The organism is Nocardia sp. CA-151230 (assembly GCF_050942175.1).
Lineage (GTDB): Bacteria > Actinomycetota > Actinomycetes > Mycobacteriales > Mycobacteriaceae > Nocardia.
Genome location: NZ_CP192061.1, coordinates 3,095,220 through 3,121,269 on the forward strand (window position 1 = coordinate 3,095,220; position 26,050 = coordinate 3,121,269).

A 26,050-nucleotide genomic window follows, 5' to 3' on the forward strand; every position below is an offset into this window, starting at 1 on the left:
CGGTGACATCTCGGCCTGCGAGAGTCTTTTTGCACTGTTCAGTGAGTTGTGTCACAGTTTGATAGCGGTTCGCCTCAACTGCCGCAAACGCTTTTCATTTCTTTTGCACTGTCTTTACGATTACCCGCGATCTGCCAAGCGTCGTGGTTCTCCAGCCTCGCCCGCCGCTGCCTCTCGATTCGATGCCAGTACATGTTGACCGATGAACCGGGCGGCGCTGCCGTGCCGGCGAAGGAGAGATATGTCCACCGACACCGATCAGCCTCCACGGACGTCGCTTCCCGGCTTCGCCGCCCTGGTGCGCCACGATCTACCCGCCTCGTTCGTCGTCTTCCTGGTCTCCCTGCCGCTGTCCATCGGCATCGCCGTCGCCGTGGGCGCGCCGGTCGCCGCCGGACTCATCGCCGCGGTGGTGGGCGGCATGGTCGCCGGACTCTTCGGCGGATCGACCCTCCAGGTGAGCGGGCCCACCGCCTCGCTGACCGTGGTGGTCGCCGAATCCATCAACCAATTCGGCTGGGCCGTCACCTGTTTCATCACCATCCTGGCCGGTGGCCTGCAGATTCTGTTCGGGCTCAGCCGGATCGCACGCGGGGTGCTGGCCATCGCGCCGGTGGTGGTGCACGCCCTGCTCGCCGGAATCGGCATCGTCATCGCGCTCGAACAGGTGCACGTGCTCATGGGCGGCGATTCGCTGACCTCGTCCTGGGACGCGATCGTCGCGCTGCCGCACCAGCTGGCCTCTGTACACCCGGGTGACCTGTGCATCGGACTGGTCGTCATCGCCATCCTGCTCGGCTGGCGGCGGCTGCCCGAACCGGCCCGCCGGGTGCCGGCGCCGCTGGTGGCGGTGGTGGTCGCGACCCTGCTGGCGCGCGTGCTGCCGGTGCGGGTCGAGCGCATCACGCTCAACGGCTCACTGCCGGCGGAACTGCACCTGCCCCAGGTGCCGCACGGCAGCTGGGCCACGGTGGCGCTGATGGCGGTGACCATCGCGCTCATCGCCAGCGTGGAGACCCTGCTATCGGCCGTGGCCGTGGACCGGATGCGCCAGAACTCCAGGCGCCGAACGGATCTGGATCGCGAGCTGCTCGGCCAGGGCGCGGCCAACATGGTCTCCGGTCTGATCGGCGGCCTGCCGATGGCGGCGGTCATCGTGCGCAGCATCACCAATGTCAAAGCGGGAGCGCGCACCAAGGCCTCGACCATGCTGCACGGGCTGTGGATCCTGCTCTTCTCGGTGGCGCTGGTCGACGTGGTGCGCTCGATTCCCAAGGCGGCGCTGGCCGGACTGCTCATCGTGGTCGGCATCCAGCTCATCAAACTCGCCCATATCCGGCGAGCCCAGCGCACCGGCGATCTGGTGGTATACGCCGCCACCGCCTTCGTGGTGGTGTTCTGGAATCTGTTGCTGGGCATGCTGGTCGGGCTCGCACTGGCCTTCGGCCTGCTGCTGTGGCGGGTGGTGCGGGTGTCGGTGGCGGCCGAGGAGGTGGACGCGCTGCGCTGGCGGGTCACCGTCGACGGCAGCTTCACCTTCCTGGCGCTGCCCAGGTTCACCGCCGAGCTCGCCAAGGTGCCCGGCAGCGCCGAGGTGGTGGTCGAGATGACCGTCGACTTCATGGACCACGCCGCCTACGACGCGGTGCAGGACTGGGTGGACCAGCATCGAAGTGCAGGCGGCACAGTCGAATTCGTGGAGGTCGGAGCGGTGCGCATGGCCGACGTCGTCGACGGGCCGCCCGCCCGCCGACACTCCCGGCACCTGCTGAACGAGGTCCTCGGACCCTGGCGGCGCACCGCCACCGATGTGGACCCGATCGTCGCCGGTGTGGCCGCCTATCACCGCAGCCACGCACACGTCGTGCGCCCGCACCTCGGGGTGCTGCGCGACGGCCAGGAACCGGACTCTCTTTTCGTCACGTGCGCAGACTCCCGCATTGTGCCGAACGTGATCACCAACAGCGGTCCGGGCGACCTGTTCACGGTGCGCAATGTGGGCAACCTGATTCCGCGTGACGCCCAGGACTCGTCGATGGAGGCCGCGCTCATCTACGCCCTCGACAAGCTGGATGTCCGCTCGGTGGTGGTGTGCGGGCACTCCGGGTGCGGCGCCATGGGCGCGCTGCACACCGAACTGGTCACCGGGTCCCGGCTCGACGATTGGCTCGCGCACGCCCGGCCCAGCCTCGAGCGCTTCCGGCTCGGGCATCCGGTCGCGGTGGCCGCGGCGGCGGCTGGGTTCGGGCCGGTCGATCAGCTCGGCATGGTGAACGTGGCGGTGCAGCTGGAAACGCTGTACGCGCATCCGGTGGTTCGCCGCGGCGTGCAGGAGCGCGGCGTGGTGCTCTCGGGTCTGTTCTTCGATATCGCCACCGCTCGCGTAGTGGAGGTCACCGTGGATGGGATCGCCGAGATCGATGACGCCGGGCGGGTGGCCCAACCCGCGTGACGACCGGGGAAGAAGGCGTGTGGGCCCGAGAGGGTTCACACCCTTTTACGTTGGGGCCCTTCTTTTTACGTTGGAGCATTTTTCACATTGGGGCCCTTCTTTCTCAGACTTTGCTAAGTCTTTACCTTTACTCTTGGCTCTGCTCGTCCGGTGAGTCTGCGGCCAGAGTCGTCCGCAGCCTTTATTCGATGCCCCCTGTACATGCTCGCTGAGGAGCGAAATGTCTCGCGACACCGATTCACCGCCAGGCAGAACCGACGGCCGGCTCGACAGCCTGCTTCGTCATGATCTTCCTGCATCCCTTGTCGTCTTTCTCGTCGCATTGCCGCTCTCACTCGGCATTGCGGTCGCCTCCGGCGCTCCTATCGCCGCCGGACTCATCGCCGCCGTGGTCGGCGGCCTCGTGGTCGGCCTGCTCGGCGGTTCGCCGCTGCAGGTCAGCGGGCCCGCGGCCGGCCTGACCGTGGTGGTCGCCGCCACTATCAACGAATTCGGCTGGAAGACAGCCTGTTTCATCACCGTGCTGGCCGGTGTGCTGCAAATTCTGTTCGGGCTCAGCCGCATTGCCCGCGCCGCGCTGGCCATCGCGCCGGTCGTGGTGCACGCCATGCTCGCCGGTATCGGTGTCACCATCGCATTGCAGCAGTTCCATGTGCTGCTCGGCGGCACCTCGCAGAGCTCCGCGTGGGAGAACCTGAAGGAGCTGCCGAACCAGCTGCTCAACCTGCACGGCGACGATTTCGTCGTCGGCCTGGTGGTCATCGCCATCATGCTCGGCTGGAAGTACGTGCCGGGCAAACTGAAGGTGCTGCCCGGCCCCCTGATCGCCGTGGTCGCCGGCACCGTGTTGTCGCTGGTGCTGCCCGGTAATCCGGAGCGAATCGTGCTGAGCGGCTCGCTGTTCGACGCCATCGGCCTGCCCGACCTGCCCTCCGGCGAGTGGGGTGAGGTGGTGCTCGCGGCACTGACCATCGCCCTGATCGCCAGCGTGGAGAGCCTGCTGTCGGCGGTCGCCGTGGACAAGATGCACACCGGCGCACGCACCAATTTCGACCGCGAACTGGTCGGGCAGGGCGCGGCGAATGTGATCTCCGGCGGCCTCGGCGGCCTGCCCGTCACCGGCGTCATCGTGCGCAGTGCCACCAATGTGCAGGCCGGCGCCCGCTCGCGCGCCTCGGCATTCCTGCACGGCATCTGGATCCTGGTGTTCTCGGTGGCGCTGGTCGGCCTGGTGCAGCAGATTCCCAAATCGGCCCTGGCCGGTCTGCTCATCGTGGTCGGCATCCAGCTGGTCAAGCTCGCCCACATCAGGCTGGCCCGGCGCACGGGCGACCTGCTGGTGTACCTGGTGACCGTGCTCGGCGTGGTGTTCCTGAACCTGCTCGAGGGCGTCATCATCGGCCTGGCGCTGGCCTTCGGCCTGCTGCTGTGGCGGGTCGTGCGCGTCTCGGTGACCGCCGGCGAGGTGGCCGGCACCGATCGCTGGCTGGTCAGCATCGACGGCACCTGCACGTTCCTGGCGCTGCCGAAACTGTCCTCGGAACTGGCCAAGGTGCCCGGCGGGACCGACGTGCTGGTCGAGATGAGCGTCGACTTCCTCGACCACGCCGCCTACGAGGCCATCCACGACTGGGCCCGCCAGCACGAGAGCACCGGCGGCACAGTCGAATTCGTGGAACTCGGCACCGCCCGCATGGAACACGCCCTGACCGGGCCGCCGGTGCGCGGGCGCGCCCGCACCCTGCTCGACGATGCGCTGCGCCCCTGGCGCGAGGACGACGGCAACCCGATCACCAGGGGCGTGGCCGCCTTCCATCAGCGCAACGCCCATGTGGTGCGCCCGCACCTGGACGAGCTACGCGACGGGCAGAATCCGCACTCGCTCTTCCTGACTTGCGCGGATTCGCGGGTCGTGCCCAATTTGATCACCAACAGTGGGCCCGGCGACATGTTCACCATCCGCAATGTCGGCAACCTGGTGGTCCCCGGCGGCCGCGACAGCTCCATCGAGGCGGCGCTCGCCTTCGCCATCGACGATCTGGTCGTCGACAACGTCGTGGTCTGCGGTCACTCCGCGTGCGGGGCGATGAAGGCGCTGGTCGCGGGTGGGCCCACCGGGCCCGGCCTGGGCAACTGGCTGGTCCACGGCCGGGCCAGCCTGGATCGCTTCCACTCCGACGACCCGGTAGCCGCCGCGGCGGCGCGTGCCGGATTCGGGGTGGCCGACCAGCTGTCCATCGTGAACGTGGCCGTCCAGCTGGACACGCTGCGCGCCCACCCGGTGGTCCGGCGGGCGATCCTGGAACGCGGCCTCGAGGTCTCCGGCCTGTTCTTCGACATCGGGACCGCCCGAGTCCTGGAGGTCACCTCCACGGGCATCCGGGAAATCGACGCACCCGAGCTATCGGCGTTGGCCCACACGCACTGACAGCACCACCCTGCGATGGTGCGGGCTTCCCGTTCGGGAGTGCCCGCACCATCGTGTTTTCGGGGCCGGCCGTCCGGCCGGTGCTCACCGCCGGGCGCGTCGGCGCGGTGGGGGAGCTCGCGCGGCATACGCTGAGCGCGCCTCGCGGTATCGCGGGTCGAACGGGTGCGCCGGGGGTCGCGGGGGAGCGGCCCACATCGGCGCGAAAACGTGACATCGTGGGTAGTAATCACCGTGGATCGGCCGGATCGGAGTCGAATGGAAATGGTTGCGCGGCCCCCCGTTACACAGGCCCTGATGCCGGGCACCGAGCTACTGCGACCACAGTGGCTGGCCGAGCGGATCGCCGACATGGGGATCTCGTGGGGGACCGCCAACACGCGAGTGTCGGGGACGCTGTGGTGGTGCATGGCGGCCTCGTCGCTGGTGGATCCGATCGTCGCGGCCATCGCGAGCGGGCGGCCCGCCTTCGACCCCGCGCTCGAGCACATCGCCCTGGAGATCCGGCCCGACGGCGGCGTGGAGCGGGTGCTGCCGGAACCGCGCGGCTACCTCGTCGGCGCGGGTCCGCTGCCCATCGAATCCCGGTCTCCGATCACGCCATCACCGCGATCCGGGGAGGCCGCGGGCCCTGCGAGCGCCGGTCCGGTGGTTCCCGCCGAGGACGCGGACGCCGAGTCCGGAGGCTGCTGTGCGACCGCGTCCGTCGGACATGCGTTGCGGCACACGCTGTCTCGCGTGATTCCGGTGGTGGCCGAGGTGTCCGGCGCGGGCGCGGCCTCGCTGTGGGCGATCGTGGCCGACGCCATCGGCAACCGCGCCCTGGACATCGGGGCCGAGGAGGCCGGTGCCCGCCTGGCCCGCGATGTCGCGGGCCGGCTGCCGGTGCCACGGTTCCAGGACGTCGGCGGCCGCACCTTCGTCCGCCGCATCTCCTGCTGCCTGGTCTTCGAGGTACCGGGCTGCGAGATGTGCACCAGCTGCCCCAAACGCCCCGCCCCCGAACGCGAAGCCCTGCTCGCCGAGGTCGCAGCGCGCGGCTGACGGCCCGACCGAGCACGTCGGCGCGCCCGCGCCCGCCCGCGGCCGCCACCCCGGCTGCCCGAAACCTCCTGCGGCGCAGGACAAGTGCACCCGGTCGAGGCCGCCGCACGCGGGTGGCGGCCTCGGCCCGGCGGTGAATTCGCTTGCCGTGCCGGTGCGGACGCTCGGAGAATCATGCGGTCGACCTGCCCGAGGGCGCTGGACTCCGCGCTTCGGGCCGATCTTGTTCCACAGGTGCCGCCGGATCCTCGATTCTTCGTGCTGATCGGGTGTTTCACCTGGTCACCGGAGCGGGATCGGCCCGGGCCGGGATGTGGCCGGTGGCGGGCGACGCGGCGGGGCCGGTCCATCGGCACACGGTGACAACCGTGCCGATAGAGTGGTGCCGCCGGGGCTCTGCCCTTCACGAAGGGGGTGCCCGGTCATCCAGTCCAACCTGTACGGCGGATCGACCACCCGCCGTGAACCGCCAAGGAGTGTCCAGCCGTGACCACCTCACCCCAGCAGACCCCAGTCGCCCGCGTCCGGGTTACGGCTGGGACTACCGCCGGGGCCGCGGTGCGTGAGGCGGACCTGCCGAGCAAGGGCCCGGCGGCGGTCATCGTGGTGCGTGACGCCGAGGGCGCGCTCAAGGACCTGTCCTGGGTGCCCGAGCTCGACACCGAGGTCGAGGTCGTCACCGCCGATTCCCCGGACGGCCGCAATGTGATCCGGCACTCGGCCGCGCACGTGCTGGCCCAGGCGGTGCAGCAGGAGTTCCCCGAGGCCAAGCTGGGCATCGGCCCGTTTATCAAGGACGGCTTCTACTACGACTTCCAGGTCGACCGCCCCTTCACCCCCGAGGATCTGGCCAAGCTGGAGTCCCGGATGAAGAAGATCATCAAAGGCGCGCAGCGGTTTTCGCGCCGGGTGGTCGAGATCGACGAGGCCCGTGTCGAGCTGGCCAAGGAGCCGTTCAAGCTCGAGCTCATCTCCGACAAGTCGGGCATCGACGATCCGGAGGTCATGGAGGTCGGCGGCAAAGAGCTGACCATCTACGACAACCTGGACCCGCGCACCGGCGAGAAGCTGTGGGGCGACCTGTGCCGCGGCCCGCACATCCCGACCACCAAGTACATTCCGGCCTTCAAGCTGACCCGGTCCTCGGCCGCCTACTGGCGTGGTGACCAGTCCCGCGAGGACCTGCAGCGCATCTACGGCACCGCGTGGGAATCCAGCGAGGCGCTCGACGAGCATCTGCGCTTGCTCGAGGAGGCCGAGAAGCGCGATCACCGCAAGCTCGGCCTGGAACTGGACCTGTTCTCCTTCCCCGACGAGCTGGGTTCGGGCCTGCCGGTGTTCCACCCCAAGGGTGGCATCATCCGCAAGGAGCTCGAGGACTACTCGCGCCGCCGCCACATCGCCGCCGGCTACGAGTTCGTCAACACCCCGCACATCACCAAGGGCCACCTGTTCGAGGTCTCCGGCCACCTGGACTGGTACCGCGACGGCATGTTCCCGGCCATGCACCTCGATGCCGAACTCAACGAGGACGGCTCGGTGCGCAAGCCCGGTCAGGACTACTACGTCAAGCCGATGAACTGCCCGATGCACAACCTGATCTTCCGGTCGCGCGGGCGCTCCTACCGGGAACTGCCGTTGCGCATGTTCGAATTCGGCTCGGTCTACCGCTACGAGAAGTCCGGCGTCGTACACGGCCTCACCCGGGTGCGCGGCATGACCCAGGACGACGCGCACATCTACTGCACCAAGGAGCAGATGCACGCGGAGCTGACCAGCACCCTGCAGTTCGTGCTCTCGCTGCTGCGCGACTACGGCCTCGACGACTTCTACCTGGAGCTGTCCACCAAGGACCCGCAGAAGTTCGTGGGCTCCGACGAGCTGTGGGAGGAGGCCACCGAGACCCTGCGCAAGGTGGCCACCGACTCCGGTCTGGACCTGGTGCCGGATCCGGGCGGGGCCGCCTTCTACGGCCCGAAGATCTCGGTCCAGGCCAAGGACGCGCTCGGCCGCACCTGGCAGATGTCCACCATCCAGCTGGACTTCAACCTGCCCGAGCGCTTCGAGCTGGAATACACCGGCTCCGACGGCGCCAAGCACCGCCCGGTCATGATCCACCGCGCGCTCTTCGGCTCCATCGAACGCTTCTTCGGCGTGCTCACCGAGCACTACGCGGGCGCGTTCCCGGCGTGGCTGGCGCCGGTGCAGGTGGTCGGCATCCCGGTCGCCGAAACCTTCGTCGAGCACCTGGACGTCGTGATCGAACGCCTGCAGGACAACGGCATTCGCGCCGAGGTCGACCGCAGCGACGACCGCATGCAGAAGAAGATCTTCAACCAGACCGCGCAGAAGGTGCCGTTCATGCTGCTGGCCGGCGCGCGCGATGTGGAGAGCGGCGCGGTCAGCTTCCGCTTCCGCGACGGCACCCAGGTCAACGGTGTGCCCGTGGCCGATGCGGTGGCCACCATCGTGGACTGGATCGGCCGCCGCGAGAACGAGTCGCCGACCGCGGAGGGCTTCGAGATCCGCAAGGCGGATCGATGAGTGAATGGACTGCACCCGTGTCCGAGCAGATCGTGGATACCGGTGCGGGGGATCCGGACCGCCTGCAGCGGTTGTGGACCCCGTACCGGATGTCCTACATCACCGGCGAGGCCGAGGATCGCAAGATCGACGCGGCCAAGAAGACCGGGCACCCTTTCACCGACATTCCGGAGATGTCGGACGAGGACGGTCTGATCGTCGCGCGTGGTGAATGGGTGTACGCGGTGCTGAACCTGTACCCGTACAACCCGGGCCACATGATGGTGGTGCCCTACCGCCGGGTCGCCAACCTCGAGGACCTGACCACCGAGGAGAGCGCCGAGCTGATGGCGTTCACCCAGCAGGCGATTCGGGTGATGAAGCAGGTGTCGCGGCCCGAGGGCTTCAATGTCGGCCTGAATCTCGGTGGCGTTGCCGGTGGTTCACTCGCCGATCACCTGCATCAACATATCGTGCCGCGCTGGAGTGGGGACGCGAACTTCATTACCGTCGTCGGCGGAGTGAAGGTGATGCCGCAGCTGCTCCGGGAAACCCGGGCGCTGCTGGCACAGGCGTGGAAGGAAGCCGACGCATGGAAGGACGCGGGATAGCGTGCTGAGCTTCTTCGGTCGCGAGACGTTCGCCAAAGCGACTGCGCCCCTGGGCAAAGCGCTGGTGAGCACGGGGCTCACGCCCGATGCGATGACGCTCATCGGCACCACCGCCTCGATCGCCGCGGCGGTGACCCTGTTCCCGACCGATCACCTGTTCTGGGGAACCATGGTGATCTGGTTGTTCGTCATGTTCGACATGCTGGACGGGGCCATGGCCCGCGCCCGGGGCGGCGGCACGAAATACGGTGCGGTGCTGGACGCCACGTGTGACCGCGTGGCCGACGGCGCCATCTTCGCGGGGCTGGCCTGGTGGTCGGTGTACCACGCGAACTCCAAGCATCTGTTCGTGGCGACCCTGGTGGTGCTGGTGACCTCGCAGGTCATCTCGTACGCCAAGGCGCGGGCGGAGGCCAGCGGGCTGTCGGCCGACGGCGGCCTGATCGAGCGGCCCGACCGGCTGGTCATCGTGCTGGTCGGCGCCGGATTGACCGGTATCGGTGGTTATTTCGGCATCACCTGGCTGTCGTACGCGGTGTACGCGGCCATGTACGCGCTGGCGGTGCTCAGCATCATCACCGTCTTCCAGCGGGTGCTGGCGGTGCGCAATTCCCCCGGCGCCCGCGACATCATCGCCCCCGCGGCGAAGGCCCCGGAGGAACCGCAGCGGTGACAACCGATTTCACGTCCGCGATGACCGACAAGGCGTACGCGGCCGGGTGGCGGCTTGTCCGCAGCCTGCCGGAGGGCATGGCGCGCAAGGGCTTCGACGTGGGCGCGAACGCCGCCGCCCGGCGATCGAACCGGGAGGCGCACCGCGGGCATCCGAGCCAGCTGCGCCGCAACCTCGCCCGTGTGCTGGGCACGACACCGGAGGCGGTGCCGGACAGCCTGATCGCGGCGAGTATGCGGTCCTATGCCCGCTATTGGCGCGAGGCGTTCCGGCTGCCGTCGATGGACCACGCCGCGCTCGGACAGCTGCACGTGGACGGGATCGAACACCTGGACGCGGCGCTGGCCCGGGGCAAGGGCGTGCTGCTGGTGCTGCCGCACTCGGGCAACTGGGATATGGCCGGGGTCTGGCTGGTGCAGAACTACGGCCAGTTCTCCACGGTCGCCGAGCGTTTGAAGCCGGAGTCGCTGTTCGAGCGGTTCGTCGAATACCGGGAGAGCCTGGGCTTCGAGGTGTTCCCGCTGACCGGCGGCGAGCAGCCGCCGTTCCCGCAGCTGGCCGATCGGCTGCGGGACAACAAGGTGGTCTGCCTGATGGGGGAGCGCGACCTGACCGGCAAGGGGGTGCCGGTCACCATGTTCGGTGAACGCACCTGGCTGCCCGCCGGCGCGGCCAAGCTGGCCGCCGACACCGGTGCGGCGCTGCTGCCCGTGCACTGCTGGTTCACCACCGAGGCCGACGGCCGCGAGGGCTGGGGCATGCAGGTCTTCGAGGCGCTGGATCTCTCCGGCGGCGTCGCACCCGCCACCCAGGCGCTGACCGACGTGTTCGCCGCCAATATCGCCGCCCATCCGGCGGACTGGCACATGCTGCAACCCCTGTGGGAAAGCGACCTGTCGCAGGCCAGACTGGAACGTATCGCCGCTGCGCAACAGGCGCTGGGCTATGACGCGCAGGGGTCGCAGGGAACAGGGGCGCTATGAGAATCGGCATGGTCTGCCCGTATTCGTTCGATGTGCCAGGCGGGGTGCAAGCCCATGTCGTGGAGCTGGCGCAGGTGCTCATCGAGCGCGGCCACAAGGTGAGCGTGCTCGCGCCCGCCGCCGACGACACGCCGCTGCCCGATTTCGTGGTGTCGGCGGGCAAGGCCGTGGCCATCCCCTACAACGGCTCGGTGGCGCGACTGTCCTTCGGGCCCACCGCCTATACCCGGATCCGCCGCTGGATCGCCGAGAACGACTTCGACGTCCTGCACATCCACGAACCCAACGCACCCAGCCTGTCCATGCTGGCGCTGAAGATCGCGGAGGGGCCGATCGTGGCCACCTTCCACACCTCGACCACGAAGTCGCTGGTGCTCAGTACTTTTCAGGGTGTGCTGCGGCCGTACCACGAGAAGATCAGCGGCCGGATCGCGGTGAGCGAGCTGGCGCGGCGCTGGCAGGTGGAGGCGCTGGGCGGGGACGCGGTCGAGATCCCCAACGGTGTCGACGTGCCCGCGTTCGCGCACGCGCCGCTGCTGGCCGGGTATCCGCGCGCGGGGAAGTCGGTGCTGTTCCTGGGCCGGTTCGACGAGCCGCGCAAGGGCATGGAGGTGCTGCTGGGCGCGCTGCCGGAACTGGTGCGCCGGCACCCGGAGCTCGAGCTGCTGATCGTCGGCCGCGGTGACGAGGACCGGCTGCGCCGCGAGGCGGGGGAGAACGCGGGACACCTGCGCTTCCTCGGCCAGGTGTCGGATGCCGAGAAGGCCTCGGCCATGCGCAGTGCCGATGTCTATGTCGCGCCCAATCTCGGCGGTGAGAGCTTCGGCATCGTGCTGGTCGAGGCCATGGCCGCCGGGACCGCCGTGGTGGCCAGTGATCTGGACGCCTTCCGCCGGGTGCTGCGCGACGGCACCGCGGGACAGCTGGTGCCGGTCGGGGACTCGGCGCGGCTGGGTGAGGCGATCAGCGGCATGCTCACCGACGACGTCCGGCGCGAGGAGTTCATCCGCACCGCCAATCAGGTTGTCGGCGAATACGATTGGCCGGTCGTGGCCGAACAGATCCTGCGGGTGTACGAGACCGTGACCGTCGGCGACGTGCGCGTCAGGACCGCCGGATGATCACCTTCTCCGCGACGACCATCCTGGTCCTCGCCCTCGTCGCGGCCCTCGTCGTCACCGCCGCGGTCTGGGCCTACACCACCGCCAACCGCCTCGACCGGCTGCACGTGCGCACCGACCAGGCCCGCCACGCGCTGGACGCGGCGCTGGCCCGGCGCGCGGTAGTGGGACGCTCGGTGGCCACCACCCTGGGTGGGCTCTACGATCCGTCCCTGATCGAGCAGGCCCGCAGGCTGACCGCGCTGGCCGACCGGGCAGAACGCTCCAACTGGCGCGACCGCGAAACCGTCGAGAACCAGCTCGCCGCCGCGCTGTCCGCGGTCGACATCGCGCTGCTGCCACCCCAGCTGGTGGCCGAACTCGCCGACGCCGAGGCCCGGGTCCTCATCGCCCGCCGCTTCCACAACGACGCGGTCCGCGACACCCTCGCCCTGCGCACCCGCCGCCTGGTCCGCTGGCTGCACCTCGGCGGTACCGCACCGCTGCCGACCTACTTCGAAATCGCCGAACGGGTCACCCCCGCTGCCTCCACCGGGCTCGACGTCGACACCGTCCGCACCTCGGCCCGCGTGGTCCTCGTCGACGAGAACGACCGGGTCCTGCTGTTGCAGGGCGTCGACCCCAAGGTTCCCGACGTCCCGTTCTGGTTCACCATCGGCGGCGGCGTCAACCCCGGGGAAACCCTGCGCGAGGCCGCGATCCGCGAACTCTACGAGGAAACCGGCCACGCCGCCGACTCCTCGGCCCTGCGCGGCCCCCTCTGGCGCCGGGTGGCGGTGTTCCCCTTCAACGGCGAACTCATCCGCTCGGAGGAACTCTTCTTCGCCCTGCGTGCCAAGGCGTTCGACCCGGTCCCCACCAACCTCGACTACATCGAACGCCGCTCCATCACCGGCAGCAAATGGTGCACCCCCACCGACATCGCCCAGATCGACCACTCCGGCGAAACCGTCTACCCCTACCACCTCGACCATCTGCTCGCCGAGGCCATCGCGGCCGCCGACTCCGACATCGAGCCCGAAGTCCGTTCCATTCGCTGACAACCGCCGGACTCGGTCCGGTGGGTGGGATCGGCGGCTGAAAGCTCGCATTCCGGGCGGCGGGCGGGGCTACGGTGGGGCGATCAATGGTGATCTGTGGCAAGGACTTACGGCATGAAATTGATGTATGTGTTGTGGGGTGCGGGGCTGGGGGAGCGGCTGCGGGGCGAGGAGCTGCGCAAAGAGCTGGCCGGGGTAGGGGTGACGGCCTATCAGGTGAATGTGCGGGATGCCGATGTCGAGGCCGCGCAGGTGAAGCACACCACCTATGACGCGCCGATCGACGCCGTCGTGAGCGTGTGGATCGAGGGCGAGCACGCGGCGGTCACCGCTGCGCTGCGGACGGTGGCGGATGACGTGAACGGCTGGATCGTGGATGAGCGCCGGCCCATCGAGCCGCCGGTGGTCGCGGACGGGGCCCGGACCGACGCACTGGCGAATATCGCGATTCTGCGGATTCCCGAGGACCTGACGCGCGAGGAGTGGCTGCATCGGTGGCACGTCCTGCACACGCCAGTGGCTATCGAGACCCAGGACACTTTCGGCTACGTCCAGAACACCGTCACCGAGGCGATCACCGACGGCAAGCGGGTCGACGCCCTCGTCGAGGAACTGTTCCCGATGGCGGCCATGACCAGCGCACATGCCTTCTACGGCAGCGGCGGGGACGATGCGGAACTGCAGCGTCGCGTGACGGCCATGATGGAGAGCGTCGTCCGCTTCGGCGCGCACCTGAACCTGGATCTGGTGCCCACGAGCCGGTACGTCTTCACCCTGGGCTGACCGGCGACGTCCCGGACCTCCCGTGATCTATGGCGCAATCTCCGCTAGGGTCCCGGGGAAGGTTTGCCGCGCAACGGAATCGGCGGACCGTGTGTGGAAGGTGGAAAGTTCTTCGTGTCTTACCTGCTCTATGACTTCCTGGAGCCGTTGATGGGTCCGGCCGCGGCCGAGTACTGGGCGACGATCTTCGTCGTCGGACCGCTGTAGTAGCGACGCGGTAACCCTGGCGCTGTGACGCCCGTCATCCCTTGCGTGGCGGGCAGTCCAGTCGTGTCGGACTGGCTATGAAGTGGCCTGAAAGCGCCGCCTAGAATCGACCTGTTCGATTCCGAGCGATCCGACCGATTGGCCCACATGACCCAGGAGTTTGCCGTGACCACGCCCGACACCACCCCGACCATCGGTACCGCCCGCGTCAAGCGCGGCATGGCCGAGATGCTGAAGGGCGGTGTGATCATGGATGTCGTCACGCCGGAGCAGGCCAAGATCGCCGAGGATGCCGGTGCCGTCGCGGTCATGGCGCTGGAGCGGGTCCCCGCCGACATTCGCGCCCAGGGTGGCGTGTCCCGCATGTCGGATCCGGACATGATCGACGGCATCATCAACGCCGTGTCCATCCCCGTCATGGCGAAGGCCCGCATCGGCCACTTCGTCGAGGCGCAGATCCTGCAGTCGCTGGGTGTCGACTACATCGACGAGTCCGAGGTGCTGACCCCGGCCGACTACGCCAACCACATCGACAAGTTCGCCTTCACCGTCCCGTTCGTGTGTGGCGCGACCAACCTGGGCGAGGCGCTGCGCCGAATCACCGAGGGCGCGGCCATGATCCGCTCCAAGGGCGAGGCCGGCACCGGCGACGTCTCCAACGCCACCACCCACATGCGCAAGATCCGCGACGAGATCCGCCGCCTGACCTCCCTGCCGAAGGACGAGCTCTACGTGGCCGCCAAGGAACTGCAGGCCCCCTACGAGCTGGTCGCCGAGGTCGCCGAGACCGGCAAGCTCCCGGTCGTGCTGTTCACCGCCGGTGGCATCGCCACCCCGGCCGACGCCGCCATGATGATGCAGCTCGGCGCCGAAGGCGTGTTCGTCGGCTCGGGCATCTTCAAGTCCGGCAACCCGGCCGAGCGTGCCGCCGCCATCGTCAAGGCCACCACCTTCCACGATGACCCCGATGTCCTCGCGAAGGTCTCGCGCGGCCTGGGCGAGGCCATGGTCGGCATCAACGTCGAGGAGATCCCCCAGCCCCACCGCCTTGCCGAGCGCGGCTGGTAATCGGCTCCGGCCGGTAAACGGCTCCGCGACAATCTGATTCGACATCGCCGGGTGGTCTTCGAGGCCACCCGGCGATCGTCGTTCACTTGCTTCCGGTGATTGTGCTCAGATCCGTGGTGCAGGTGGCCATGGCCAGCGAACCGGTGGCGGTGTTCTCCACCAGCACCTTGTCGCCCTGCACGATGCGGCAGCTGATGGTCGCACTGTCATCGTCGGCGGCCGTCGCGGTGAGGGTGGCCATCTTGAGAATGCCGGTCAGGGTGACATCCTTGCTCCACGGCAGTTGCGCCGCGGTGCTGGTCCCCGATCCCGTGTCGCCGATGCTGTAGGTGATCGACGGCTTGACGTACGTGCCTTCGCCGGACCCGGTCACCTCGTAGCGGACATCCACGGTGCGCTTGGATTCCTTGGCGACGTCGTTCGCGGCCTTGCCGAACACCGCTGTGCAGGCTGCGAACGGCAGCACGATGAGCAGCAGCAGTGCCCCCACGATCCACGGCCAGATCTTCCGCTTTCTGGGCGGTGGCGGCTGCATCGGATATCCCGGAGCCGGAACACCTTGGTACGTCATGAATCCCCTTGATTTGTATTCCTGTGGACCGGAGCGGAACCGTATCAGCGGGAATGCGCCGTGAGAACCGCCCGAAGCGGGGAGGGATAGGTCGTCGAATCGGTCGTGGAATCCGTTGGTATCGGGCGGAATTGGAGATTCTTGCCGAAGTCGGCAGACCGAGGATCTCAGAGGATTGCGCGGTCGCATTGTGCACGATTCCGCAATTGCATTGTGTACGAGTGACCTTCGGCCCCGTTGGGTTGCCAACTGATTGCTATATGTCAAGGATCGCCAACGCGGCACGCGCGGCGCTGTGAGCCTGCCCATACCGGTGGCTACCTGCGTGCATACCGTTCAGCTAACCCCGGCTAATTATTTCGGACTGTACTGCGGCAGATCTACTACCTGGTACTTCCTCGCTGGTCTTCGGCTCGGTCGCCGGTGAACTGTGATGATCAGCCATTCCGGCAAGGAGTCGGCATGCTGGTAATCGACCACCTCGCCTATCGGTGGCCCACCCTGTCCTGGCCTCTGTCATGTCCGTCACCGGGTCGTTGCTGGCGCCGCGATCCCACCGAGACCTTCGACGCCCGCCATCGCCGGTGGTGAGCCGACCGGGCTCGGCGAAACCGGGCACGGACACGCCGCCCGGGTGGTGGCCCGGCCGCCCGCTTGCTGGTGTCATGAACGCCAGCGCCGCAGCCGAACACCCTCGAGGCGAAAGGACCGCCATGCCCGCCGCGTCCCGTACGGTGACCATCGCCCGCCCCGTCGACGAAGTGTTCGCCTTCTTCGCCGACTCGACCAACAGTGCCCGCTGGCGCACCGGCGTCAAGCAGATCGCCGCCGAAGGCCCGCCCGCCGTGGGCACCGTCTACCGTCAGACGGTCTCGGGTCCCGGCGGCCGGGGCATCCCCGCCGACGTCCAGATCACCGAGTACATCCCGAACGAGAAGGTCGTCCTGAACGGCATCGCGGGACCGCTGCGCCCCACGGTCACCTATGCCTTCACGCCGGTGGCGGAGGGCACCGCGGTGACCTTCTCGCTGGCCGCGGAACTGTCGGGCCTCAAGAAGCTGCTCATGAACGGCCCGGTCCAGAAGACCATGACCGCGGAGGTTTCCGGCCTGGATCGCGCCAAGGCCCTGCTCGAGTCCGGCACGGCCTGACCGCGCCGGGACCGTCCATCGCCCGGACACCACCTTCGCGAATGTGAAAGCCGATGTCCTGGAACACTTCTCGCCAGGATTCCGGCGCGTCGACTTCGTCGAGGTCATTCTCGATTCGCCCGGGGCGGCCTGACCTCGCCCCGGTGGTGACCCGCGGTCGCATAGCCGCAGATCAGTGGCAGGTACACGGTGTCGACGATGTCCACCAGCACGTCGTCGGGCACCATCGGCGCGCCGCGCGTCACGAACTCGTTGCGCAGCAGGTCGATCGGCGTGGTGGCGACCCGGGCGACGCACGCCGCGGGCGGGGCCTCGCCGCGGTCGGCCGCCCGCTCGAGGATGGTGAGCCACGGCCGGGTTCCCGTGTCCCCGGACTGTTCCCGTAATTGCGCGAGCAGCTCGGGCTCGTTCGCGAGCTGGGAGAGCAGGCTGCGCAGGATCCCGCCGAGCGGCGAGGACAGATGGGAGTTGGCGCGGCGCAACAACTCCAGCGCGTCCGCGCGCAGGGCGCCCGTATCCGGCAGTTCGAGCGCGGCCGAGGTCAGCTGCCGATACGCCGCGACGCCCAGTGCGGCGCGGTTGGGCCAGCGCCGGTAGATGGCGTTCTTGTTGGTGCCCGCCCGGGCGGCGACGGCGTCCATGGTCATCCCGGGGTACCCGGATTCGAGCAGCTCGTCCACGGCCGCACGCAGGATCGCCTGTTCCAGTGCCGGGCCGCGGCGGCGGGTCGTGCGCTCTGTCGATTCGCTCATAACGGTACTGAGCGTACCTTGCGAGACCGGTTCGAAGCGGGTTATGGTCGCAACTAGGGTACGACCAGTACCGTAAATGGAGGAGGTAGCCGATGAGAGCGATCGGCGTTTGCTACGACACCGGCTTCGTGAACCTGGGCAGCAGCACCCACGAGCCGTTCGATATCGCCCGGGTCCGCGAGGACATGCGGGTCATCCGCGCGGACCTGCACTGCGACGCGGTCCGCATCACGGGCGGGTACCCGGAAAGGCTGAATCTGGCGGCCTCCGAGGCCGCGGCCGCCGGATTGGAAGTCTGGGTGTGCCCGTTCCTGAACGACGTCACCGAGGACGAGGTCCTCGCCGCCGTCGCCGACTGCGCCGAACACGCGGAACGCCTGCGTGCGAGCGGCGCGGAGATCGTGCTGGCGGTCGGGTCCGAGCTCGCCATGTTCGTGCTCGGATATCTGCCCGGCGAAACCCTGGCCGAGCGGGCCGCCGCCCTCCGCACCCCGGCGGGCCAGGCCGCGCTCGCCGGAATCCCCGCTCGCGTCAACGATCTCCTGGCCCGCGCCGCCGCGATAGCGCGGGACCGGTTCCGCGGCAGGCTGACCTATTGCAGTCTGCCGTTCGAGCAGGTCGACTGGGAACTCTTCGACATCCTCGCCACCGACGCCGGATACCGCGGCGCCGAGCTGGCCCCCGGCTATCGGGACACCATGCGCGCCTATGTCGCTCAGGGTGAGCAGCTCGGAAAGCCGGTGGCCATCACCGAATTCGGCTGCCCGTCCTTCCGTGGCGCGCCCGATGCGGGCCCACACGGCTTCGACATCATCGAATGGGACCCGGACACCGCGAGACCGCTACGCCTCGACGGCCCCTACGAGCGCGACGAGCCGGCCCAGGCCGACCACCTCACCGACCTGCTCGGCATCCTCGATACCGCGGGCGTGGACGCCGCCTTCTACTACTGCTTCGCCCGCTACGACCTGCCGCACCGCGACGACCCCGCGCTCGACCTGGACCTGGCGAGCCCGGGACTGGTGAAAGTCCGTCAGCCGGAGGGCAGTTCGCTGACCTGGGAGCCCAAGGCGGCATTCGGGGCCCTGGCGAAGCAGGCGGAATCGCGCTGAGTTCCGGTCCCGCGGGTCGGCCGATCAGGATTGTCGGGCGGGCTCAGCCGACACGGATCGCCGGCCGGTCCGGATGGTCCCAGGCGACCTGGATATCGGGTTCCTCGGCGTGCTCGCGCTGGAACTCGAGCAGCCCGTCCACGGTGAACAGGCTCGCGGCGTCCGTCCGGCGGCGCAGCGCCCCCGCCGACATGCGCAGGCCGACAGTCAGATCGAAGTCCAGTCCGCGCCCGAGCAGCATGGGTCCGGCGATGAACAGCACGGTGGTGTCGTCGGCGGTGCGGATACGAGCGCGGGCGGAGCGATCGGCACGTTCGTCCCAGAGCGCGGGCAGGTAGCGCCCGGTGTCCCGAAGCGGTTTGAGGACTTCGCGATTCAAGGCCGCGTAGTCGAACCACCCGGTGCGGTAGGTGAATTCGCTGTCGCGATCGTATTCCAGGCGCACGGAGGCGGGCCGGACGAAATCGTGCAGCGACACCACCGCGGCGGGGCGGCCCCGGGTGCGCAGGAGTTCGGCGACCCCGCTCGCGACGGTGAGCGGGTCCGCGGCATCCGCGCCGTCCACAGCGATCACCGCGTACCCGGTCAGCGCCATGGCCCGCTCGGCGATGAGTTCGTGCAGGGCGTCGGGGCTGATGGCGGTGAAATCGGGCACGAGACCATCTTGGCCGAGGTCTCGTGCCCGGTCACCTCCGGTCAGCGGTACTCGGCCAGGCGCGGGCGGACGCCGAGCAGCACCAGGACCGCGACGACCACGGCCGCGCCGTACGGGAGCCAGGTGCTCCAGCCCGACAAATCGTTCTCGCCCTGGGTGATCGCGGTGTCGAAGGCGTGCTGGTTGATGTCGATGGTCGACACCAGGGCCTTGTCGTAGGCCGCGAAGTGGTCGTTGGAAGCGCCGGTGTCGAGGGCGATGGCCGCCCGCAGGTCCGAGCCGGACAGTCCGCGCAGCGCGTGATCGTCGTGCTGGTAGGCCTGATAGGCGAGCAGGCTCTGCTCGGCGGCCCGGCGCTCACCGGAGAAGGTGATGTTGCGCAGTTCCTCGCCGAGGAAGGAGTCGGCGCTGAGGGCCTGTGCGAGATCGCCGCTGTGTGCGCCGATCGCCTGGTCGAGCGCGCCCGCGTAGTCGTCGAGGCCGCGCGCCCCGACGCCGGCCAGTCGTTGCGCTTTCTCGAGGAAGCTCTGCTGGTACGCCGCCGCGTGTCCGGGGTCGAGCAGGTACCGGCTCTCGTCGGCATTGGCGTCGTAGCTCAGCGCCCGCGCCTGCCGCAGCGCCAGCAGCGAGTCGAAGGCGTCCTGCTTGGCGACGGTGAGCTGGTGTGCCGCAGAAGCATTCGCGAGGTAGCCGCCGGCCAGCACCCCCAGCATCAGCACGGTGGTCGCGGCCAGCGCCGGGTTGACCCGCCGGTGCAGCATCACCCGCAGCACGACCTGCAATCCCGCCAGCACGCCGAGCAGCAGCAGGCCCAGCACGGCGATGCGCACGCGGGCCGCGACCGTGGTGTGCTCGCTGTCCTGGTACGCCTGGCTCAACACACCGCTGTTGGTGTCGGCCAGCTTCAGGGCGCGCGACAGCAGATCCGGCACCATCCCTGTCGCCGCCCGGTATGCCTCCAGGGTGCGGGCCGAGGGCTGTCCCGCCGCCCCGCGGTCGAGATCGCCGAGCTGGAAGGTGTCCGCGGCCAGTGCCTCGTACTGTCCGAACTTGTCGAGCAGCTCCCGGATCTGCCGGGACGCATCGTCATTGGTGGCGATGGTCATGGCCTGCTGCAGGTCGGCGTCGGCCTGCACCCGGCGTTGCTCGTAGCCGGCGAGCGCGTTCCTGCGCACCGTCGACAGCGTCGAATCGCTCCCGGCGAGCAGCACATTCGCCAGTTGGGCGTCCATATCGGCCAGTGCGAAGTACAGGTCCTCGGTGGCGGTCACGGTCGGCGCGGTGTGCCGGCCGATCACCTCGATGCCGTGCCGGGTCGACCGCGCGTCGGCGGCCATGACCAGCGCGGTCACCGCGGTGAGCAGCACCGTGGCCACGGCCAGCAGCCGGATCCAGCCGGGGGTGTCCGTGCGGCCCGGGAGCAGCCCGCGCACCTGCGCGAGCACCCCGGTCCGACCGGTCTCGGGGCGCGGAGTCCGGGGACGGGTCAGCATCGTCGTCATGACGGGGTGTCCTGCTTCAGGGTGAGAGTTGTCCACGCGCCCAGGTGGATACGGTCGCCGGATCGCACGGGCACCGCCTGCCCACGCGGAATGGGATCGGCGGCCGCGTTCATGCGGGTGCCGTTGGTGGAACCGAGATCGATGACGGCCCAGCCGTTTCCGGGCTGCGCGACGAACAGTACGTGCAGGTGCGAGACGCCAGGATCCTGTGGGGGACCGGTGAGATCGATCTCGGGATCGATGCCCTTGGAGGCGCTGTAGCGGCCCACCCGGACCTGCGCGCCCCGCAGCGCGAAGACGCGTTCGGGGCAGTAGACGGGGAATTCGACGTCGTCGTCCTCGCCGCGCATGGTGTCGAAGTACTCGCGGTCGGCGAAAACGATTGCTGTCCAGGCGGTTCCGGGTACCTCGGCGGCGGTCGGCGCGACCATCGTCGGTACGGGCGCGACCACGGTCGGTGCCGGCACGACCACCGTGGTAGCCGGCGCGGCCATCGGCACCCCGGGCCCGCCCGCCACGAAGTCGTAACTGCACCCCTCGCAGAACCGTCCCGTCTGCGGCTCGCCGCACACGGGGCACGGCACCCCCGTGGGTTCCGGTGCGGGCGTGGGTTTCTCGCCCGCCTCCATGAGCAGTCCGCACACATCGCAGTAGTCGCCGGCCGCCGAATCGTGTCCGGCCGGACAGGTCAGCATGGTCGTCCCCCTCACCGCTTGTGCACGCGAGAGGTCTTGGTCGACCGCGTGTCCAAGGTCATCTCGTCGGCCTTGCGCACCGCGGACTTCAGCCGCACCGTCCCGGTCCGCGCGTCGAGCACGTCTACCACCCCCTCCAGCAGCTTGGCCGTGTTCGCATTGCCGGACGCCGCGGCGATCTGCACCGCGCGCCCGAGTTTCCTGGTGGCCGTGTCGAGGTCGCCGTCGCGCCGCGCGGCGAGGCCCTCCTGGATGACCCCGGCGAGTTCGGCCTGCCCGGTGTAGTGGGCCACCTCCGGGCTGATCTTGCTGGACTGGGCTACGTCGGCGGTCCACACGGCCTTGATCAGCCCCTGCCCCAGCACCTCGGCCTGATCCCCGCTGCCGCGCACCAGCGCGACCCGCCCGGCGAGCATGACATCGCCGAGTCCGCCGGGCGCGACCTCGACGCAGATGTGGTAGTCGCGGCTCTCCGCGCCGCCCCAGGACCCGGTCGGGTATTCGCCGGTCTGCGTGCCGGTTTCGGTGCGCCGTCCGGTCAGGTCGAGCAGCTCCGGCGCGACCTGCTTGACGAATTTCACGGTGGCCCCGCGCGGGGTCCACAGCCGCAGGGCGACATCGGCGACCGACTTGCCCATGGCGGCGGTCGTCATGGCCTGGAAGTCGGCCACCAGATCCCGGGGGTCGGCGACGATGTCGACGGTGCCGAGCAGCGCGCTCGAGATCTTGCGCAGTTCCGCGATGTCCCAATCGGTGCCGACGCCGCGGCAGTCGCACACGTACACCCCGGTGCCGGCCTGGATTTCGGCGTCGAGCTGCTGTGGCGTCTCGTGCTCGTCACGGCCGTCGGTGAGCAGGATGGCGTGGCGCAGCCCGCCGCGGTCCCCGAACAGCTGCCGTGCCAGCCGCAGCCAGGTGCCGATCGCGGTGCCGCCCCCGGCGCGCAGGTTCTGCACGGCCGCAATGGCATTGGCCTTGCTTCCGGGCGAGGCGGTGATGAGCGACGGCGTGACCGGGTACACCATGCGCGCCTGGTCCGTGCCCGCCACCACGGCGAAGTCCACGCCGTCGCGCACCGCCGAGATGGCGGCGGCGGTGGCGTTCTTGGCGGCGGCCAGTTTGCCGTAGGCGTGGTCCATGCTGCCCGAACAGTCGACGATGATCACCTCGGCCGCCCCGCCGCCGGCCGGTATCGCGCCGCCGCCGGTGGCGGTCACGGTGACGACCGCGTCGACCCGCGTCGCACCGGCGGGCAGGTACTCGTTCTGGAAGGTGTCGATGCGGAAACCCAAGGGGTCGTTCATGATCGGTCATTCCTCGAGAGGGCGGGAAACGGTGCGACGGCGACGGTGATGTTGTCGCCGCCGCCGGCGGCCAGCGCCAGATCGGCCAGCTGGTGGGCCGTGGCGCGGGGGTCGGTCAGGGCGGACGGCAGGGCGAGCGCGGTGAGCGCGGCGGCGTCGGGGTAGTAGTTCCACAGTCCATCGCTGCACAGCAGCACCGCGCCCGGTCCGTCCGGGACGAAGGTGCGCAGATGGGGTTCGACGCCCTCCGCGTCGGCCCCGAGCCAGGCGGTGAGGGTGTGCGCGTCGGGCATGGACATGGCGGTCACCTCGTCCACACCCAGGTCCACCAGCCCCGCCGCCACCGAATCGTCGATACTCAACCGGCGCGGCGGGGTGGCCGCGGGGTCGCCGGTGAGCCAGTAGGCGCGGCTGTCGCCGATGGACCCGACGGTGACCGTGGTCGCCGTGACCGCCGCGGTCACGATGGTGCAGGACGGTGTCAGCTCGCCCCGATCACCCAGGGCCGCAACGGCTTCGGCCGCCGCGCCGATGGCCAGGATGGTCGCCGCCTCCACGCCGAGACCCGCGCCGAGTTCGGCCGCCAGCCGGTCCGCGGCGGTGGCGGCGGCTCGCTGGGCGGCGTCGGCGGCGTGCTCGGAGCTGGACACTCCGTCGCACACCACCAGGATCCGGGTGCCGTCGAGGACGTGCAGTGCCATCGCATCCTCGTTGTGCGCGTGCCGTTTCCCGCGATCGGTGACCGCGGCGAGCGTGCCGAGGTCGAGCTGCCGGCGGTCGGGCACGGCCGCCGGGGTGATCTCACCGGTCAGCGATGCGCCGCAGTCCTCGCAGAATCGGTCGCTGTCGGCGCATCGCGCTCCACACGCCGGGCACACGTCTGTCGTCTCCTCGAGTGTCGTCGTCATGGCTCACACCCAGCTGACGGGGCGAATGGCGTTGGCGCGGTTGACCAGATCCCGCCGCGTCCGTTTGTCGGGGGCCAGTCGCGCCAGTGTCCGGAACTGGGATTCCAGCGCGGTCCGCAGCTCGCGGTCGGCGAATCGGCAGCCCAGCACGGTCGCGCCCGGTTCGACCGGCTGCGCGGCCGCCAGGGTCCGCGCGGCGTCGAGGACGGCAATGCTCCGCCACGCCTTGTGCTCCGGATCGAGCGGGAGTCCGCTGAGGCGATCGCCGGCGGCGACGAGATACCCGTGCCGGCCCGACCCGCCCGCGAGTTGCGCGCCGAAGGCGGCGAGCTGGGCGGCGGTGTGATGGCTGGAGCCGGCGGGCACCGATTCCGCGGCGGCGATGGCGCCGTCGATATCGCGCTCCTGCAGCCGGGTGCGGGCCAGACCGAAGGCGGCACTGGGGTATCCGTGGTCGGTCCGCCACACCTGCAGGTACAGCCGGGACGCGGCGTCGAACTCACCCGCGCACTCCCTGGCCGCCGCGAGCGCGAGCTTGGCCGCCGCCTCACCGGGCAGCATGCCGTAGACGGTGTCGAAATGCTCGCGCGCGGCGGTGCAGTCGCGGCGGGCCAGGGCGGTCACCCCGCGATACCAGGTGATCCGCCAGTCGGCGTCCTCCGACTCCTCGAGCGTGGCGAGTTCGGCTGTGGCCGTGTCGAAGTCGCCGCTCTCGATACGGGCGCGGACGAGTGCCAGGGCCACCTCCGGCGAGGACCCCGGTGCGGCCTCCAATGCGGTCACCAGCTGCCGGGGATCGCCGATCGAGGTGGTGGCGAGGAAGCCCGCCGCGGGATCGGACGGATCGACCCCGGGCACCGGCAGTGCCGCCACGATGGCGAGCGGGTCCGGTGTTGCGGGCCACTGCTGCGGGTCGGCGCCGAAAGCCGCACGCTCGCCGCTGAACACGGTCGACAGCGCGGGTCGAGGCTGCCCGTCCTCGGCGGCCACCACTTCGCGCAGCACGCCGGTGACCTGCTCGGCCATCTCCGAGGCGGACCCGAATCGTTCGTTCGGATCAGCGGCGGTGGCGCGCTCGAGCAGCCGCCGGAACGACGGGAACTGCTCCAGCAGCGGCACCTCCGTCGCGGGCGGCAGGGTGTACCGGTAGGCGTGCTGGTAGTCGAAGTTGAAGGTCAGCACGGCCAGTGTCCGCGCCACGGTGAACAGATCCGACTCCACAGACGCGCCCAGGGTTTCCAGCTCCGGCGCACAGTAGCCGTCGGTCTTGAACCCGGCGCTGTCCTCGTCGTCCATGTGCCGGACCGCACCGAGGTCGATGAGCTTGAGCTGCTCCTCGGTCTGAATCATATTGTCGGGCTTGAAATCGCAGTACAGCAGATTCACGCCGTGCAGGTAGCCGAGCGCGGGCAGGATCTCGAGAATGTAGGCCAGTCCCCGGGCCAGCGGCAACGGCTGCAGCCGTCCGGCCGGATCGTGCTGGGAGCGTAGCTCTTTCAGCGATGCCCCGCCGATGTACTCCATGACGATGTAGCCGACCGGCTCCTGCGTGCGAGGGTCGGGATGCCGAACGAAGTTGAAGATCTTGACGATGTTCGGGTGCTCCACCGACGCCAGGAACTGCCGCTCGGCCACCGCCGCCGCCAGGGCGTCGGCGTCACCGGTGTCGAGCAGGCCCTTGAGCACCACCCAGCGGTCGCTGACATTGCGGTCGCGGGCCAGGTAGATCCAGCCCAGGCCGCCGTGGGCCAGACAGCCCAGCACCTCGTACTGCCCGGCCACCAGATCACCGGCCGTCAGCTTCGGGGTGAAGGAGTAGGCGGTGCCGCACTGGCGGCAGAAGCCCTCGGTGCGGCCCGGCGCGCCCTCGCGGCCGCGGCCCACCCGCTGATTGCAATTGCTGCAGAAGCGCTCGCGCTCGGGCACCTGCGGGTCGGCCATGATCGCCGTGGACGGATCCCGGTAGGGCACCTGCGGAATCGACACCAGGCCCGCGCCCAGGCGGCCCCGGCTGGACCGTGCGGTGCGGGTCGAGCGGGAGGAGGAGCGGCCGGAGCCGCGGCGACTCTGCCGGCCCGAGCGGGACGAGCCCACCCCGGTCCGGGAAGCCGGATGCCCAGAGGGCGTCGGCGCGGCCCCGGTGTAGGTGGCCGCGAGCACCGGTGTCGGAATGTGCTGCGCCGGTGCGGCGGGCGCCAGCCCGCATTCGTCGCAGAAGCCGTCCTGAATGGTGCCGCCGCAGTCCGGCCGCAGGCAGTTGGTCATGATCATGCCGTCTTCTCGATGATGGCCCGCTGATACTCGGCCACCGCGCGGGTGGCGGCATCGAGCTGGGCCAAGGCCTGATCGACCTCGGCGATCGCCAACACTGGCACCCCCCTGTTGCAGCGATGTCCCTCAACGGGTGTGAGCCCGTCAGCACATGCTGCCACCGCTGAGCGTATGCAAACCGTAAGGATTTTCCGGG

The 26,050-nt window shown here is 69.4% G+C and carries 21 protein-coding genes and 1 pseudogene; 14 read left to right on the plus strand and 8 right to left on the minus strand.

Going from position 1 to position 26,050, the window contains the following annotated elements; all coding sequences use genetic code 11:
* The first annotated feature begins 241 nt into the window (after nt 1–241).
* The 11 genes from ACQP1O_RS14215 to pdxS all read left to right on the plus strand — a co-directional run bounded on the left by ACQP1O_RS14215 (nt 242) and on the right by pdxS (nt 14,933).
* A complete protein-coding gene (locus tag ACQP1O_RS14215) occupies nt 242–2,452 on the plus strand; it encodes a SulP family inorganic anion transporter (RefSeq protein WP_433566269.1) in 2,211 nt (736 codons plus the stop codon).
* A 220-nt stretch (nt 2,453–2,672) separates the two neighbouring features.
* Nucleotides 2,673–4,880 carry a SulP family inorganic anion transporter gene (locus ACQP1O_RS14220; protein ID WP_433566270.1) on the plus strand — a complete coding sequence of 736 codons (2,208 nt, stop codon included), beginning with the start codon at nt 2,673–2,675 and terminating at the stop codon, nt 4,878–4,880.
* Nucleotides 4,881–5,177: 297 nt separating this feature from the next.
* Complete coding sequence (locus ACQP1O_RS14225) at nt 5,178–5,924, plus strand: (2Fe-2S)-binding protein (protein ID WP_433566271.1); 747 nt, start codon at nt 5,178–5,180, stop codon at nt 5,922–5,924.
* A gap of 486 nt (nt 5,925–6,410) precedes the next feature.
* Nucleotides 6,411–8,468 (plus strand): threonine--tRNA ligase, encoded by a 2,058-nt coding sequence (thrS, locus tag ACQP1O_RS14230; RefSeq protein WP_433566272.1) that lies wholly within the window; start codon nt 6,411–6,413, stop codon nt 8,466–8,468.
* On the plus strand, nt 8,465–9,058 hold the full coding sequence (locus ACQP1O_RS14235; RefSeq protein ID WP_433566273.1) for an HIT family protein: 594 nt from the start codon (nt 8,465–8,467) through the stop codon (nt 9,056–9,058). The genes thrS and ACQP1O_RS14235 overlap by 4 nt, the downstream gene beginning before the upstream one ends.
* A 1-nt stretch (nt 9,059) precedes the next feature.
* Nucleotides 9,060–9,731, plus strand: a complete 672-nt coding sequence (gene pgsA / locus ACQP1O_RS14240; protein ID WP_433566274.1) for a phosphatidylinositol phosphate synthase — start codon at nt 9,060–9,062, stop codon at nt 9,729–9,731.
* A 20-nt stretch (nt 9,732–9,751) separates the two neighbouring features.
* The gene (locus ACQP1O_RS14245) at nt 9,752–10,714 is read left to right on the plus strand and encodes a phosphatidylinositol mannoside acyltransferase (protein ID WP_433567680.1); all 963 of its coding nucleotides are present in this window, start codon (nt 9,752–9,754) and stop codon (nt 10,712–10,714) included.
* Nucleotides 10,711–11,835, plus strand: a complete 1,125-nt coding sequence (locus ACQP1O_RS14250) for a glycosyltransferase family 4 protein (RefSeq protein WP_433566275.1) — start codon at nt 10,711–10,713, stop codon at nt 11,833–11,835. The genes ACQP1O_RS14245 and ACQP1O_RS14250 overlap by 4 nt, the downstream gene beginning before the upstream one ends.
* Nucleotides 11,835–12,875 carry an NUDIX hydrolase gene (locus ACQP1O_RS14255; protein WP_433567681.1) on the plus strand — a complete coding sequence of 347 codons (1,041 nt, stop codon included), beginning with the start codon at nt 11,835–11,837 and terminating at the stop codon, nt 12,873–12,875. The genes ACQP1O_RS14250 and ACQP1O_RS14255 overlap by 1 nt, the downstream gene beginning before the upstream one ends.
* Before the next feature lie 114 nt (nt 12,876–12,989).
* Complete coding sequence (locus tag ACQP1O_RS14260; protein ID WP_433566276.1) at nt 12,990–13,658, plus strand: hypothetical protein; 669 nt, start codon at nt 12,990–12,992, stop codon at nt 13,656–13,658.
* A gap of 354 nt (nt 13,659–14,012) precedes the next feature.
* On the plus strand, nt 14,013–14,933 hold the full coding sequence (gene pdxS / locus ACQP1O_RS14265) for a pyridoxal 5'-phosphate synthase lyase subunit PdxS (RefSeq protein ID WP_354837128.1): 921 nt from the start codon (nt 14,013–14,015) through the stop codon (nt 14,931–14,933).
* A gap of 82 nt (nt 14,934–15,015) precedes the next feature.
* Here pdxS and ACQP1O_RS14270 read toward each other — a convergent pair whose 3' ends face one another.
* On the minus strand, nt 15,016–15,504 hold the full coding sequence (locus tag ACQP1O_RS14270) for an MmpS family transport accessory protein (protein ID WP_433566277.1): 489 nt from the start codon (nt 15,502–15,504) through the stop codon (nt 15,016–15,018).
* A 713-nt stretch (nt 15,505–16,217) separates the two neighbouring features.
* On the opposite strand from ACQP1O_RS14270, the gene ACQP1O_RS14275 reads away from it, so the two are divergent.
* Nucleotides 16,218–16,655 carry an SRPBCC family protein gene (locus ACQP1O_RS14275; RefSeq protein ID WP_433566278.1) on the plus strand — a complete coding sequence of 146 codons (438 nt, stop codon included), beginning with the start codon at nt 16,218–16,220 and terminating at the stop codon, nt 16,653–16,655.
* 7 nt (nt 16,656–16,662) lie between these two features.
* A pseudogene (locus ACQP1O_RS14280) lies at nt 16,663–16,788 on the plus strand (diguanylate cyclase); the annotation flags it as partial.
* Here the strand turns inward: ACQP1O_RS14280 and ACQP1O_RS14285 are convergent.
* Nucleotides 16,760–17,407 carry a TetR/AcrR family transcriptional regulator gene (locus ACQP1O_RS14285; RefSeq protein ID WP_433566279.1) on the minus strand — a complete coding sequence of 216 codons (648 nt, stop codon included), beginning with the start codon at nt 17,405–17,407 and terminating at the stop codon, nt 16,760–16,762. The pseudogene ACQP1O_RS14280 and the gene ACQP1O_RS14285 sit on opposite strands and share 29 nt — an antisense overlap.
* A gap of 92 nt (nt 17,408–17,499) precedes the next feature.
* Here ACQP1O_RS14285 and ACQP1O_RS14290 point away from each other — a divergent pair, with 92 nt between their 5' ends.
* Nucleotides 17,500–18,519 (plus strand): hypothetical protein, encoded by a 1,020-nt coding sequence (locus tag ACQP1O_RS14290; RefSeq protein ID WP_433566280.1) that lies wholly within the window; start codon nt 17,500–17,502, stop codon nt 18,517–18,519.
* Nucleotides 18,520–18,562: 43 nt separating this feature from the next.
* Here the strand turns inward: ACQP1O_RS14290 and ACQP1O_RS14295 are convergent, their stop codons facing one another.
* Genes ACQP1O_RS14295 through ACQP1O_RS14320 form a run of 6 tightly spaced genes read right to left on the minus strand, consistent with a single transcriptional unit; the run spans nt 18,563 to nt 25,854 of the window.
* Nucleotides 18,563–19,174: a hypothetical protein gene (locus ACQP1O_RS14295; RefSeq protein ID WP_433566281.1), complete on the minus strand. Its 612-nt coding sequence runs from the start codon at nt 19,172–19,174 to the stop codon at nt 18,563–18,565.
* 41 nt (nt 19,175–19,215) lie between these two features.
* Complete coding sequence (locus tag ACQP1O_RS14300; RefSeq protein WP_433566282.1) at nt 19,216–20,676, minus strand: hypothetical protein; 1,461 nt, start codon at nt 20,674–20,676, stop codon at nt 19,216–19,218.
* A complete protein-coding gene (locus tag ACQP1O_RS14305) occupies nt 20,673–21,371 on the minus strand; it encodes an FHA domain-containing protein (RefSeq protein ID WP_433566283.1) in 699 nt (232 codons plus the stop codon). Before ACQP1O_RS14305 ends, ACQP1O_RS14300 begins: the two co-directional genes overlap by 4 nt.
* Before the next feature lie 11 nt (nt 21,372–21,382).
* Complete coding sequence (locus tag ACQP1O_RS14310; RefSeq protein WP_433566284.1) at nt 21,383–22,675, minus strand: vWA domain-containing protein; 1,293 nt, start codon at nt 22,673–22,675, stop codon at nt 21,383–21,385.
* Nucleotides 22,672–23,583, minus strand: coding sequence for a protein phosphatase 2C domain-containing protein (locus ACQP1O_RS14315; RefSeq protein ID WP_433566285.1), 912 nt, complete (start codon nt 23,581–23,583; stop codon nt 22,672–22,674). The genes ACQP1O_RS14310 and ACQP1O_RS14315 overlap by 4 nt, the downstream gene beginning before the upstream one ends.
* Nucleotides 23,584–23,586: 3 nt before the next feature.
* On the minus strand, nt 23,587–25,854 hold the full coding sequence (locus ACQP1O_RS14320; protein ID WP_433566286.1) for a tetratricopeptide repeat protein: 2,268 nt from the start codon (nt 25,852–25,854) through the stop codon (nt 23,587–23,589).
* Nucleotides 25,855–26,050: the final 196 nt, after the last annotated feature.